This window comes from Pseudomonas putida (assembly GCF_022627325.1).
GTDB classification, from domain to species: Bacteria; Pseudomonadota; Gammaproteobacteria; order Pseudomonadales; family Pseudomonadaceae; genus Aquipseudomonas; species Aquipseudomonas putida_X.
Genome location: NZ_JAETZZ010000006.1, coordinates 253,115 through 265,954 on the forward strand (window position 1 = coordinate 253,115; position 12,840 = coordinate 265,954).

The following is a 12,840-nucleotide window of genomic DNA, read 5'->3' on the forward strand; positions in this document are numbered from 1 at the left end:
TCGATGACATCACCCTTGCAGGGCCCAGACCTGGTCTGTGCCCGCAAGATAGATACGGCTCTCTTGCCTGGGTTCGACATTCCATCCCCCGGTGAACTCGCCGAACGCCGGTAACAGGCTGACCTGCTGGTCCATCAGGAAGCAGGGCAGCCTGAGCCGCTGGCGAGCGCGGCCGCGCAGGACGAATACCGGGTGCACATGGCCGCACAGCACGGGGTGTTCGGGGTGGGCGACCGGTTCGTGCTGAAGCGCAAACGGTGCCAGCAGCCAAGGTTCTTCTGCTACCTCGATATTCAGGTCGGCTGGAGGATCACCGGCATGGCGGTCGTGGTTACCGCGTACCAGCACGATGCGCAAACCACTGTGCTGTTCTCGCCAAGCCTTCAGCTGCGCCATGGTGGCAGGCGCCTGGGCAGTTCGGGCATGCAGAAAGTCGCCAAGAATGATCAACTGCTCGCAGTCACAGGCTGCCAGCAGCGCGTTCAGGCGCTTGAGTGTGGTTTCGGTGGTGCCGCGCGGCACGGGTTGATGCAGCGCGCGGTAGCTGGCGGCTTTGCCGATATGCACGTCCGCGACCAGCAATGCGCGGCGTGCCGGCCAATAGAGCGCGCGGTCTGGCATCAGCCACAGCGTTTGCCCGCAATGCTCGATGGTCAGGTGCTTGCTCATGCTTTCGTGCCTGCGGCTTTTTCGAGGTCCGCCACCATGCGCGCAATGCGATCGGCCAGCTTTTCTGTGCTCAGGGTCTCACGCATACCTTCGACCATTAGCGTGAAAGCCAAGGGCCCGGGCCGTCGAAGCTCACGCACATCCAGGCGCAGCTTGCTCATTTTCGCCAATTGATCTTGCAAGCGTTCGATCTCCAGTTCTTCACGCAGTACCTCATCGCGCGCCTGGCCAAGCAGCAGGTTATCGGCGTCATGTTTGCGAAATACCTCGTAGAACAGCCCGCTGGAAGCCTGGATCTGCCGGGTGCTTTTCTGCGCGCCAGGGTACCCGCCGAACACCAGCCCGGAGATCTGGGCGATTTCGCGAAAGCGCCGCAAGGCCATTTCACTGGCGTTCAGGCTGGCCAGCACATCGTCCAGCAGGTGCTCGGTGGACAGCGCTGCGGGCAGGTGGCTCGCCCAGTCCACAGGGGCTGGGCTAAGCAATTCGAAGCCGTAGTCGCTGACGGCAATGGATACCGAAAGCGGCTGGTTGCGGCTGACCCGCCAGGCAATCAGGTTGGCCAGGCCAAGGTTGGCCATGCGGCCGGCGAACGGGTAGACGAACAGGTGCCAGCCTTGGCGTGTGGCAAGGGTTTCGGCCAGCAGCGTTTGCGTGGTGGGCAAGGCCGACCATTGCCCTTGGAGTGCGAGCAAGGGCTGCACGGTGCGCATTTCAGGGTCGTCGAAATGGCCGTGGGCTGCGGCGTCGAGTTTTTCCACCAGGGCATCGGCCAGCTCGCTGGACAGCGGCATGCGCCCGCCATTCCAGCGCGCTACGGCGGCTTTGCGGGCAGTGCTGCGGCGTACATAGGCGGTCATGTTTTCCACCCTGACAAGCTCGAGTATCCGCCCGGCGAACACCAGGGTATCGCCCGGGCGCAGGCGGGCGATAAAGGCTTCCTCGACACTTCCCAGATGCTTGCCACCGCCGCCTTTGCTCCAATACTTGAGCTGCAGGCTGGCGTCGCTGACGATGGTGCCGATGCCCATGCGGTGTCGCCGCGCCAGGCGCTCACTGACGACCCGCCAGATACCATCGCTGTGGGCCTCGACGCGCTGGTAATCGGGGTAGGCGCCGAGCGAACTGCCGCCGTGACAGACAAAATCCAATGCCCACTGCCACTGGCTGTCGCGTAAATCGCCGAAAGCCCAGGTGCTGCGTACTTCGGTGAGTAGCTCGGCGGGGCGAAAGCCACAGCCCAACGCCATGCTGACCAGGTGCTGAACCAGCACATCCATGCACAGCCGCGGGGAGCGACGGGCCTCGATATGGCCTGCCGCAATTGCACTGCGTGCGGCTGCGGCCTCGACCAGCTCCAGGCTGTGCGTCGGCACCAGGGTGACCCGTGACTGGCGCCCCGGCGCGTGCCCGGAGCGCCCAGCCCGTTGCATCAGGCGGGCGACGCCTTTGGCCGAGCCAATTTGCAACACCCGTTCCACGGGCAAGAAGTCCACACCCAGGTCCAGGCTGGAGGTGCAGATCACGGCCTTGAGCGTGCCCTGCTTGAGGCTCAGTTCCACCCAGTCGCGGGTTGCGCGGGCCAGCGAGGCGTGGTGCAGGGCAATTTGCCCAGCCCAGTCAGGACGGGCGTCAAGCAGGGCCTGGTACCAGAGCTCAGCTTGGGCACGGGTGTTGGTGAATACCAGGCTGCTGGCGCTGGTGTCGAGCTCCCGGGCGACCTGAGCGAGCATCTTCAGCCCCATGTGCCCTGCCCAGGGAAAGCGTTCGATGGCCTCGGGCAGGAGTGTGTCGACTACCAGGCGCTTGTCCTGGCGGCCCTTTATCAGCCGGCCGCCGTTGGGCACCAGCACCTCGAGTGCATGCGGCAGGTTGCCCAAGGTGGCAGACAGCCCCCAGGTCACCAGTTGCGGTTGCCAGCGACGCAAGCGGGCGAGGGCCAATTGCAGCTGTACGCCGCGTTTGTTGCCGAGCAGTTCGTGCCATTCATCCACCACGACCATGCGCAGGTTGGCGAAATCATCGCAGGCTTTGGCCCGCGTCAATAGCAGGGTCAGGCTCTCGGGGGTGGTGATCAATGTACTCGGCAGGCGCCGGGCCTGGCGGGCGCGCTCGGCGCTGCCGGTGTCGCCGCTGCGCACGCCGACACTCCAGTTCAGGCCAAGGTCGTCCAGCGGCGCTTGCAAGGCGCGTGCGGTATCGGCCGCCAGCGCGCGCATGGGGGTAATCCACAAGACCTGCAATGGCGCCGGCTGCCGCCCTGCGCCCTGCTTGGCGAAGGCGCGCAGTGCGGCCAGCCACAGGGCGTAGGTCTTGCCGGCGCCGGTACTGGCATGCAGCAGCCCCGACTCGCCACGCTCGACCGCCGCCCAGGTTTGCCGCTGGAAGGCGAAGGGCGTCCAGCTGCGCATGCGAAACCAGGCATTGGCAATGTCAGGAGGGCTTGGCATCGGGCCGTCGGGTCCTTCGAAGGTTGTGCTTCTACTGACCATCGGCCCGGTGGTTTGGTTTTACCGGGTCAGTTGGCCAGCAGGTAACCGCTGCGACACACCTGTTCACCGGCGACATGGGCGATGACCATGCCCGTCGTGGCCATGCGCCGAACGCTGCGGGCATACAGCAGGCCAGGCTGGCGGTTGCGCACGGCCGTCACCCGGTCGCTGAGCGGGTCGATGACCTCCGCGACCAGTTGCCCTGCCTCAAGGTACTGACCGGGGCGGGCGTGGTACACCAGCAGCCCACCGAGCGGAGCCGATATCGGCTCTACGGCGGCCAGGGGCGTCGCGGCTCGGGGCAGGGGGGGCAAGGGCGCTGCAGGGCTTTCGATGACTTCGGCGTGAATCAGGTAATCGAGGATCGCCTGGCAGTCATGGCTGGCCAGGTCATGGCTGACATCGGCCTGGCCACGCAACTCGACCGTTACCGACACGCTACCCAATGGGATCGGGAAGCGCTTGCCGAAGCGTTGCTGCAACTGCCACCAGACCAGGCTGAAGCATTCGTCGAACGACTGCCCGCCGGAATCGGTGGCCAGCAAGCTGGCCTGGGCACCCAGGTAGCGGGCCAGCGGCTCTACTTGAGGCCAGGCTTCCGGGGTGGTGTAGAGGTGCTCTACCGCCTCGAAGTCGCAGTGCAGGTCCAGAATCAGGTCGGCATCGCAGGCCAACCGCTGCAGGGTCAGGCGCTGGGACTGCAGCGGTGTGTGGGCCGGGTGTGCGTCCAGGCCACGGCGCAGGTATTCGCGGATCAAGGTACGGTTGTGGTCGGCATCCTGGGTCAGGTGGCCCTCCACCTGGTCGCCGATGGCGTCGGAAAGGTCGACGAAGTTGCGGTTGAAGTTCTCGCCGCTCTGTAATTCGAAACGACCCAGTGGTGCGTCCAGCATCACTTGCTCCAGGCCTACCGGGTTGGCCACCGGCACCAGGACGATTTCGCGGCGCAGGCGCCCTTGCTGCTCCAGTTCGGCCAGGCGACGCTTGAGGTGCCAGGCCACCAGCATGCCGGGTAACTCATCGGCATGCAGCGAGGCCTGTATGTACACCTTGGCGCCACCGCGCGGGCCGAAGTGGAAGCTGTGGAGTTGGCGAATGATGCCCGGTACGGGCGAGAGCAGGTCGTGTGTCGAATGGTGCATGGTGGTCCTGGCTGCGTGGCGAAAACGGTCTGCGACACGGGTCGGCACAAAGATAGAAGCATAATTTTAGCCAGTATGCTTCACCGTGTTGGCTTCTTCAGGCCAGCAGCGCTTGCAGGGTCGCCAGGTCATCGGCCTCCTCCACAGGTTTATCCAGGCGCCAGCGCAGCATGCGCGGAAAACGCACGGCTATCCCGCTCTTGTGCCGTTTAGACAGGGCGATGCCTTCGAACCCCAGTTCGAACACCAGCGTTGGCTTGACGCTGCGCACCGGCCCGAAGGTCTCCACCGTGGTCTTGCGAATGATTGCATCGACCTTGCGCATTTCTTCATCGCTCAGGCCCGAATAGGCCTTGGCAAAAGGTACCAGGGCACGCTCAGGGTCGCCGGGTGGTGCGTTCCACACCGCGAAGGTGTAGTCACTGTAAAGGCTGGCGCGTCGGCCGTGGCCGCGCTGGGCATAGATCAGCACGGCATCCACGCTGAGCGGGTCGATCTTCCACTTCCACCACACCCCCATATCCTTGGTCCGGCCCACCCCGTACAGCGCATCGCGCTGCTTGAGCATCAGGCCCTCGACGCCCAGGCTGCGCGATCGTTCGCGCTGGATGGCAAGCGCATGCCAGTCCGCCCCTTCGAGCAGAGGCGAAAGCAGTACCGGGGCCAAGGGGTAGGCGTCGACCAGACGCTGCAATTGCTGGCGGCGCTCATGTTGGGGGCGGTTTCGCCAGTCCTCGCCTTGCCACTCCAGCAAATCGTAGGCTTGCAGTACCACCGGAGCATCGGCGAGCAGCTTCTTGCCCAGCGTCTTGCGGCCAATGCGCTGCTGCAGCAGTGCAAACGGTTGCACGGCCAGTGCCTGGTCGCCGCTGGCGTCAGGCTTCCAGACCAGGATCTCACCGTCGAGCACAACGCCGTCGGGAAGGTTCTGCGCCAGGCTGTGCAGCTCCGGGAAGCGCTCGGTGACCAGCTCTTCGCCGCGTGACCACACCCAGACATGGCCGTCGCGCTTGACCACTTGGGCGCGGATGCCATCCCACTTCCATTCTATCTGCCAGGCGCTGGGCGGGCCGAGCAGGGCGTCGAACTGTTCGATCGGGGCCTGCAGGGCATGGGCCAGGAAGAACGGGTAAGGTTGGCCACCCCGTTGGCTATGTTCATCGGCCGATTCAGCAGCGACCAGCGTGTGGTAACTGTTGGCTGTGGGGCGATGACTGATGTCGGTATAGCCGACCAGGCGCTGCGCTATGCGTTTGGCATCCAGCCCGGCCAGTTGCGCCAGTGCCCGGGTGACCAGCAGCTTGGATACGCCCACGCGAAAGCTGCCGGTGATCAGCTTCAGGCACAGCATCAGGCTGGGGCGATCCAACTGTGCCCACAGTGGCGGTAGGCGCTGTTGGACCTCTTCGGCGGGCAGCCCACGCAATGGCAGCAGATGGGCTTCGACCCAGTAGGCCAGCCCGCTGTCGCTCCCTTGCTGGTTTTCAGGCAGCAACAAAGAGATGGTCTCCGCCAGGTCGCCCACGGCCTGGTAGCTTTCTTCGAATAACCAGCCCGGCAGCCCGGCCAATGCCGTTGCCAGTTCGCGCAGCACCCGGGTGGGGACCAACTGCCGTGGCCGGCCACCGGAAAGAAAATACACAGCCCAGGCGGCATCCTCGGCGGGCGCTGCGGCAAAGTACTCGCGCAATGCTTGCAGCTTGGCATTGCTGGAGGTCGTGGCATCCAGGCGCAGGTACAGCTGGGCAAAGGCCTTCATGCCTCGGCTTCCGTTGCTGGCGTGTCATCCTCTTCACCGTACTCGGTAACGAACGCTCGCGCGTCCAGGCCCCGCTCACTGAGGTAGCGCACCAGCACGTTGACCGAACCATGGGTGACCATGACGCGCTCGGCCCCTGTCTGTTCGATGGCCCATAGCAGCCCAGGCCAGTCTGCATGGTCGGAAAGTACGAAACCGCGGTCTACGCCGCGCCGGCGTCGCGTGCCGCGCAGCAGCATCCAGCCACTGGCGAAGGCGTCGCTGTAATCACCGAAGCGACGCATCCAGCTGCTGCCGGCGGCAGAAGGGGGCGCCAAGACGATGGCCTGGCGCATGAGCGGGTCATTACGGGGAACATCGCCGGCATAGAGGGTTTGTGGCAGGTGTACACCGCCCTCTCGGTATACCTGGTTCAATGGCTCTACTGCGCCATGTACCAGGATCGGCCCGATGCTCGGATCCAGGCCATGCAGTATTCGCTGGGCCTTGCCGAAGGCATAGCAGAACAACACGCTGGCCTTGCCTTGGTCGCGATTGGCCCGCCACCATTCATTCACCCCCGCAAATACCTCTGCCTGGCTGGGCCAGCGGTAGATGGGCAGGCCGAAGGTCGACTCGGTGATGAAGGTGTGGCAGCGCACTGGCTCGAACGGCGCACAGGTAGCATCCGGCTCGACTTTGTAGTCCCCGGAGGCAACCCAGACTTCGCCGTCGTGTTCCAGGCGTACCTGTGCCGAGCCCAGCACGTGCCCGGCCGGGTGCAAGCTCAGGGTGACGCCGTGGTGGCGGATACGCTCGCCGTAGGGCAGGGCCTGCAGGTCGATATCCTGGCCCAGGCGGCTGCGCAGGATGCCGGCCCCAGGGGCGGCGGTCAGGTAATGTGTATTGCCACGACGGGCATGATCGCCATGGCCGTGGGTGATGATGGCGCGCTCCACCGGCCGCCAAGGGTCGATGTAGAAATCACCGGGCGGGCAGTACAGGCCTTCGGGGCGGGCGATGACGAGGTCCATGGCGATGCCTGGCAAGAGGGCTTACAGGCTCAGAGCATCAGCGTGGCGTGGAAGTTCGCGTGGTGTTGGTAGCCAACCCTGCAGCGCAGGGCTGGCTGTGGGGCTATTCAGCGCAGCGCCATTTTCCAGGCCGCGCCTTTGGTCTGCGCCACGCTGATTTTTTCGGCGTGGGCAATGTTCTTGATGAAGCCACCCTGCACCAGCCTTGGGGAGGTATGGAAGTATTCCCAAGTGGTGGTGCCGTCCTGGCTCTGCAGGTCTTGGCTGTCATAAGAGATTTCAAGGGTGGCTGGCGACGTGGTCGCTGGCGTCGAGAACTCGCCGTCGATCATGCTGTAGCCTGCTTGCTCGTTGCCGGCCCACAGCTGAAGATCAATGGTGCTGCCCTCCGGCACGGCCAGCGATGCAGGCCAGGACACTTCGATCGTCAGGGTTTCTTTGCTCATGCTGAACATCCTTCTTTGATGGGTTGACCGCATTCGCTATCTGAACGAGCGCGGCAAGAAGGGATGCTAAGTACCCAGGCGTCAGGGATGCAGATGGAAACCGGACCTATCTTCCCGGTACCAGGGTCAGCCGCTGGTTGCCATAGGCCCGGGCAAAATGCTGCGGCTGGAGTGGCAGGCTCATGAACCGGCCCTTGAACCAGGCATCGAGCCCGTCGCTGTAGTGGGCGCTGGCCGGGTTACCGGATTGCCCAGTACTGGTCAGTACCTGTAGGGGTTCTGCCTGGCCGAAGTCGACGATCATGCGCGCCGAGGCCGGCAGGTGCGTGTCGAAATCGCTGCCCCACGCATAGGGCGTCAGGGCCACGGTGCTGAAGTCACCGCCGGCCGCCTGGGGCGAACGGCTCAGCGCATCGCCCAGGCCGTGGTACGCAGGGGCAGGCCAACGGTATTGGTGCAATTTGCCCCATTGCCAGGCGCGGCGGTCGGCACCCAGTTGGGCATTGCCGGCATCCACGGCAGCGGCCAGGCTGCGGGCCAGAATGGCCGGTTTGTCTTCTTTTTGCGCCGTGCTGCGATCATCCCAGAACGGGCTGTCTTCGCGGCCAAGCAGGTGGTCGGCCTGGGCCGAGTAGGACAGGCGCGCATTGCTGACGAACGCCTGCCAGGCAGTGCTGGATGGCGGACCGAGGTCGTCGAGGAAGGTCTGGCGCGCCACTTCCTGGAGGAACAGTTCATACAGCGCGGCATCCGCTGAGACCGGGCTCAGGCGACCATCGAACGCTTTGAGGCGGGCCAGCGCGTCGCGGGCCTTGTCGCGCTGGGCGGCAGGCAGGGCGTCGATCGCTTGCTTGAGCGGTTGGGCCATGCCTGGGGCGTCGAACATCTGCTTGAGCTTGTCGGCCAGCAGCGTCTGCTGGTCGTTCTGCAGGGCCATCAGGCTACGGCTGTCGTGACGGCCATTGCCGGCCAGCTCGCCAAGGCGCTCGGCGCGTTCGGGGTAATACCAGGTGTTGGACAACTGCATGCCGTAGCCGCGCGGCAAGCTGCGCTGGTTGGCATGGGCGATCCAGCCGCTCGGTGGGTCCTGGTCGTAGGGGTGCAGCATCGGGTCGGCGTAACCGTCCCAGTCGTAGCGACCCTCCCAGCCCGGGGATGGCAGCAGGCCCTGGCCCTCACGGCGGTTCGGGTAGCGGCCGCTGACCTGCCAGCCAATATGCTCAGGTTCGGCGAACACGAAGTTGAGCGCCACCGCCGCGACCTCGCGGGTGCTGTCGAACGCGCGTTCCACGGTTTGCGCTCGGGTCAGGTCGAACAACGCATCCAGGCTGCGATCACCCTTGGGCTGCGGCAAGTTCAGGGCCAGACCTAGGCTGGGGCTGCCGGGCTGGGCGAGCAGGGTGCCATGACGGGTGTCGTACATCACTTCGCGCAGCGGGCGTTGGCCGCGGATGAAGAAGGTTTCGCTGCGTGCGCGTGCGGGCAGCCACTTGCCGTCGGCCAAGTAGCTGACCTGGGTGCCCTGATGGCGCAACCGCTCCAGGTACAGGTCCTGGTTGTCGGCCATTACCGCGCTGCTGCTCCAGGCCAGCTTGCCGTTGTAGCCGGCCAGGACGATGGGCAGGCCCGGCAGCGACAGGCCTGCAACCTGGTACTTGCCGGTGTGGATCTGCACCGGGCTCAGGGCCCAGGCGGCGCGGCTGTCGCTTGCCAACAGGCTTTTGCCGCTGCGGCTGCGTTGCGGGCCCAAGGCCAGGTTGGCCGACCCCGGGCTGCCCAGCAGGTTGAGGTCAGCGAGCTTCTGGCTGGCGGCTGCGAGCGCAGCCAGGCCCGGTAGTTGGCTGCTCAGGTTCAGCCCCTTCAGCTTTTCCACTTCAGCGTCAGCCAGGGGTTCGTCCGGCGCGCCAGGCAGCAGCCAGGGCAGCTTATCGCTGCCGACCTTCTGCGCCAGGGTCAGGGCACTGAGTTCTTCTTGCAGGTTCACTGACTGGCTGAAGGCATACAGGCTGAAGACCAGCGCCGAATCCTCGGGCTTCCAGTATTCGGGGCGGTAGCCGCTGCTGGCGAGGTTGGCCGGTAATTTGTCACGGTAGCGGAACAGATAGGCATTGACCCCGCGGGCGTAGACTTCGAAGAAGCGCTTGAGCCGGGGCGAAGCATCGGCGTACAGCTCGGCGGCGTTGTGCTTGAGGTTGGCAGCGCGCATCAGGCGGTCGATGTCCAGCGCCTCGCTTCCGGCCAGTTCCGCCAGGCGGCCCTGGGCCAGCAGGCGCATGGCGAGCATTTGCTCGATACGGTCGCCGGCGTGCACATAGCCGAGGCTGAACAGGGCGTCATGGAAGCTGCTGCTTTCGATCAGCGGTGCGCCCATGGCGTTACGGCGTACCGAAACATTCTGCGCCAGGCCTTTGAGCGGCTGCACGCCGGTGGTCGGTGGCACACTGTCCTGATAGCCGCCCAACTGGCAACCGGCAAGCGCGAGCATGCCGAGCAGCGTGGCAGTGGCGGCGAACCGAGGGCGGAAGGGAGGAAGGACGGGGGCGGCCATGACAAGGGCTCCTGCAAGGCGTGGCGGGGGTCGAATGGCGCTAAGGTAGTGAGCGCGCAGGCGCCGTGCAAGGTGCGGGGAAGCTTTATTTACCAGCGGTCGGTAGCTTCAAGCTGCACCTGGTGCGGGCCTGCTTTTTCCAGCAGCTTGAAGCTTGCCGCTTAGCGCTTGATCAGGCCCCGTGGCACTTCTTGAATTTCTTCTCGCTGCCGCACGGGCATGGATCGTTGCGGCCGACGTCTTTCAACGCATTGCGAACCGGCTCCTGATGGCCGTGATTGCAATGCGGGCCGTGCACATGGCCATGGTCGTGATCGTGGTGATGATCGTGTCCGTGGTTGCAGTCGGGGCCATGAACATGGGGTTGTTGGGTCATTGCAGGGTTACTCCGGTATGAAATCACCGGGGATTATCTCACCACTGCGCGATAAGTGCAGGTCCCGGTGGATGATCAGCCCGGTCTCGAGGTCGCCTTGCAAGCGGTAGTGCAGCGGTTGTTCGCTCTTGAGCAGCTTGGCCAGCGGCTTGAGGTGGCGCCACAGGTTGGTCCGCGCGGTGATCTTGAAGGTGCGCCGGGCATGCCCGCCGACACTGCGCCAGATACTGGCCTGATCCTCTACCAGCATCAGATCGTTGAGCCAGACCGAATACGCCAGGTTGCGAATGAACAGGCGGCTGTCATTGGGGTTGTCGATACGCAGGTGCAAGACGAACTCCTGCTCCAGCAAGCGCGCCTTGACTGTCTCGACCTTGACCAGGTGCACCTGCGGGTCGCGCCAGTCATCGTCGCCCCATATCGCGCAACCCGCCAGCAACGTCAGCGCAGCGCTGAGCAGGAACAGGCGGGCCAAGGCGATCACCCTCAGTTACCCACGTAACCGGCGCAGCACTTCTTGAATTTCTGACCGCTGTTACAGGGGCAGGGGTCATTGCGGCCAGCCTTGAGCGCTACGGTCGGGTCGATGAAGTACCAGCGCCCGTCATGCTGCACGAAGGCGGAGCGCTCGCGGTGCTGATGATCACCCTCCAGATCGTGCCAGCGCGCAGTGAACGTGACAAAAGCATGTTCGGGCTGGCCACCGAGCACCTCGGCGTTTTCCACTTCAAGGCCAAGCCAGGTGCTCTGTGCGCTCCAGGCCGCTATTGCGCTGCGATCCAGACCGCTTCGCTGGGCTGGCAAGGTGGTGGCTACCAGGTAATCGATCAGGCCGAGCACGTAGGCGCTGTAGCGCGAGCGCATCAGTGCCTGGGCATCCGGCGCCGGGGTGCCGGCATGGTAGTGCCCGCAGCAGGCGTCCAGCAGGTTACCGCTGCCACAGGGGCAAACCGAGACACTCATTCATCACCACCAGTACTTGCCGAAGTTTTCAGGGTTGGCCCAGAACCTGGCGTTGAGCCAGTCGGGGACCTGTTTGTAGTCATGTAGATCATAGGTGAACAAGCTCAAGACCTGCTCGTCGCGGCGGAATTTCTCGCTGGCCGACAGGGCCAGGGCAAAAAAATCGGTTTCCTGCCAGCCACAGGCGCGCAGGTCGGCCAGCACCGCGACGCGGCTGGCGTTGAGGTTGCGGATGCCGCCCAACAACTCCAGGCCAGTGCGTTTGGGCAAGTGCTCCAGGCAGTCCACCAGTAATGCCAGGTCGAAGCGTTGTGCGGCAACAGGCGCTGCAAGCGCGCCTGGCTGGCAGGTCTCGATGGTCACCTGCGGGTGTGCCTGGGCAAAGGCCTCCAAGGCCGGAAAGCGCGTGCCTACCAGCAGCAGACGTTGCGGGGTGAAGCGCTCCAGCAGGGCCGCCAAGGCTTGCTGGGGTGTACGTTGGGAAAAACCGTCGGTCATTGCCAATCCTCGTTCAGGTCTTCCAAGACTAACGGGCTGTCGGCCGTGGGCAAAGCGCCGTATGACCGTGTCGTGGCTTATTGCTGGCAGGGATCAGATGTGCGGTCTTTACTCCCATGGATCGGCCTTATGCCGATTCCCCTAGGAGAAGCTACGAAATGAGCATAGTACGCACAGCGATACCCCTGGTACTGCTCACCAGTGTGTTGACTGGTTGTGCAGGTTTGCAAAAAACCGACTGGCCGAAGTGTGCTGCCGTCGGGGGCGTGGGCGGTGCTGCCCTGGGTGCCATCGAAAGCTCCAGCTGGGCTGGCTGGGGTGCATTGTTGGGTGGCGGCCTGGCAGCTGGCTATTGCTGGGCCAAGGGCGATGGCGACGAGGATGGCGATGGTGTGCCGGACAGCCGTGACAAGTGCCCTGGCACACCTCGTGGTGTGCAGGTCGATGCCAATGGCTGCCCGCCCGAGCCGGCGCCCGTGGTCGAAGAAGTCGTGGTGCAGAAAGAGGAAGTCATCGTCATCCGTGACGTGCACTTCGAGTTCGACTCTGCGCGCCTGACCGCAGCCGACAAGGAGCGCCTGAACACCATTGCCACGCGCCTCAAGCAGGAAGCACCGAGCGCTCGACTGAGCGTCACCGGTCATACCGACAGCGTTGGCTCCGACAGTTACAACCAGAACCTGTCCGAGCGCCGTGCCCACTCGGTGACCGATTACCTGGTCGAGAGCGGGGTGCCACGCGCCAGCTTCGTGTCCGTGGTCGGTGCCGGCGAAACCCAGCCTGTAGCGGACAACGCCACAGCCGATGGGCGTTCGATGAACCGGCGCACCGAGATCAGGATCGAGCGCTGACGGCGTGCGCCTGCGCCTTGAGAAGTGGCGCGGGCGCGTCTTTACTCCTGTAGGCCGGTTGCGGCCAACGACACAGGAGCATT

Annotated in this window: 12 protein-coding genes; 1 reads left to right on the top strand and 11 read right to left on the bottom strand. The window is 64.5% G+C overall.

The annotated features are described in order from the left end of the window. Positions 1–9: 9 nt before the first annotated feature. From pdeM to JNA92_RS12220, 11 genes are all read right to left on the bottom strand, one after another. Complete coding sequence (pdeM, locus tag JNA92_RS12170) at positions 10–669, bottom strand: ligase-associated DNA damage response endonuclease PdeM (protein ID WP_241804886.1); 660 nt, start codon at positions 667–669, stop codon at positions 10–12. Next, positions 666–3,119 (bottom strand): ligase-associated DNA damage response DEXH box helicase, encoded by a 2,454-nt coding sequence (locus JNA92_RS12175; RefSeq protein ID WP_241804887.1) that lies wholly within the window; start codon positions 3,117–3,119, stop codon positions 666–668. Before JNA92_RS12175 ends, pdeM begins: the two co-directional genes overlap by 4 nt. 68 nt (positions 3,120–3,187) lie before the next feature. After that, positions 3,188–4,303: a succinylglutamate desuccinylase/aspartoacylase family protein gene (locus JNA92_RS12180; protein WP_241804888.1), complete on the bottom strand. Its 1,116-nt coding sequence runs from the start codon at positions 4,301–4,303 to the stop codon at positions 3,188–3,190. Positions 4,304–4,400: 97 nt separating this feature from the next. Further along, positions 4,401–6,062: an ATP-dependent DNA ligase gene (locus JNA92_RS12185; protein WP_241804889.1), complete on the bottom strand. Its 1,662-nt coding sequence runs from the start codon at positions 6,060–6,062 to the stop codon at positions 4,401–4,403. Beyond that, positions 6,059–7,075, bottom strand: a complete 1,017-nt coding sequence (locus tag JNA92_RS12190) for a ligase-associated DNA damage response exonuclease (RefSeq protein WP_241804890.1) — start codon at positions 7,073–7,075, stop codon at positions 6,059–6,061. Before JNA92_RS12190 ends, JNA92_RS12185 begins: the two co-directional genes overlap by 4 nt. Before the next feature lie 107 nt (positions 7,076–7,182). Next, on the bottom strand, positions 7,183–7,521 hold the full coding sequence (locus JNA92_RS12195) for a hypothetical protein (RefSeq protein WP_241804891.1): 339 nt from the start codon (positions 7,519–7,521) through the stop codon (positions 7,183–7,185). Positions 7,522–7,627: 106 nt separating this feature from the next. Next, positions 7,628–10,069: a penicillin acylase family protein gene (locus JNA92_RS12200; RefSeq protein WP_241804892.1), complete on the bottom strand. Its 2,442-nt coding sequence runs from the start codon at positions 10,067–10,069 to the stop codon at positions 7,628–7,630. A gap of 172 nt (positions 10,070–10,241) precedes the next feature. Continuing rightward, positions 10,242–10,445 carry an SEC-C metal-binding domain-containing protein gene (locus JNA92_RS12205; protein WP_012313055.1) on the bottom strand — a complete coding sequence of 68 codons (204 nt, stop codon included), beginning with the start codon at positions 10,443–10,445 and terminating at the stop codon, positions 10,242–10,244. A gap of 7 nt (positions 10,446–10,452) precedes the next feature. Next, positions 10,453–10,929, bottom strand: coding sequence for an LEA type 2 family protein (locus JNA92_RS12210; protein WP_241804893.1), 477 nt, complete (start codon positions 10,927–10,929; stop codon positions 10,453–10,455). A 2-nt stretch (positions 10,930–10,931) separates the two neighbouring features. Continuing rightward, positions 10,932–11,408 (bottom strand): YchJ family protein, encoded by a 477-nt coding sequence (locus JNA92_RS12215; protein ID WP_241804894.1) that lies wholly within the window; start codon positions 11,406–11,408, stop codon positions 10,932–10,934. A gap of 3 nt (positions 11,409–11,411) precedes the next feature. Beyond that, positions 11,412–11,906 carry a DUF6231 family protein gene (locus JNA92_RS12220; protein ID WP_241804895.1) on the bottom strand — a complete coding sequence of 165 codons (495 nt, stop codon included), beginning with the start codon at positions 11,904–11,906 and terminating at the stop codon, positions 11,412–11,414. 158 nt (positions 11,907–12,064) lie between these two features. On the opposite strand from JNA92_RS12220, the gene JNA92_RS12225 reads away from it, so the two are divergent. Beyond that, entirely contained in the window at positions 12,065–12,757 is a 693-nt protein-coding gene (locus JNA92_RS12225) for an OmpA family protein (protein WP_241804896.1), read from the top strand. The last annotated feature ends 83 nt before the right edge of the window (positions 12,758–12,840 follow it).

Bases quoted from the DNA above. Each gene is read 5' to 3' on its own strand.
- pdeM (WP_241804886.1), bottom strand. From the start codon at position 669: ATGAGCAAGCACCTGACCATCGAGCATTGCGGGCAAACGCTGTGGCTG.
- JNA92_RS12175 (WP_241804887.1), bottom strand. From the start codon at position 3,119: ATGCCAAGCCCTCCTGACATTGCCAATGCCTGGTTTCGCATGCGCAGC.
- JNA92_RS12180 (WP_241804888.1), bottom strand. From the start codon at position 4,303: ATGCACCATTCGACACACGACCTGCTCTCGCCCGTACCGGGCATCATT.
- JNA92_RS12185 (WP_241804889.1), bottom strand. From the start codon at position 6,062: ATGAAGGCCTTTGCCCAGCTGTACCTGCGCCTGGATGCCACGACCTCC.
- JNA92_RS12190 (WP_241804890.1), bottom strand. From the start codon at position 7,075: ATGGACCTCGTCATCGCCCGCCCCGAAGGCCTGTACTGCCCGCCCGGT.
- JNA92_RS12195 (WP_241804891.1), bottom strand. From the start codon at position 7,521: ATGAGCAAAGAAACCCTGACGATCGAAGTGTCCTGGCCTGCATCGCTG.
- JNA92_RS12200 (WP_241804892.1), bottom strand. From the start codon at position 10,069: ATGGCCGCCCCCGTCCTTCCTCCCTTCCGCCCTCGGTTCGCCGCCACT.
- JNA92_RS12205 (WP_012313055.1), bottom strand. From the start codon at position 10,445: ATGACCCAACAACCCCATGTTCATGGCCCCGACTGCAACCACGGACAC.
- JNA92_RS12215 (WP_241804894.1), bottom strand. From the start codon at position 11,408: ATGAGTGTCTCGGTTTGCCCCTGTGGCAGCGGTAACCTGCTGGACGCC.
- JNA92_RS12220 (WP_241804895.1), bottom strand. From the start codon at position 11,906: ATGACCGACGGTTTTTCCCAACGTACACCCCAGCAAGCCTTGGCGGCC.
- JNA92_RS12225 (WP_241804896.1), top strand. From the start codon at position 12,065: ATGAGCATAGTACGCACAGCGATACCCCTGGTACTGCTCACCAGTGTG.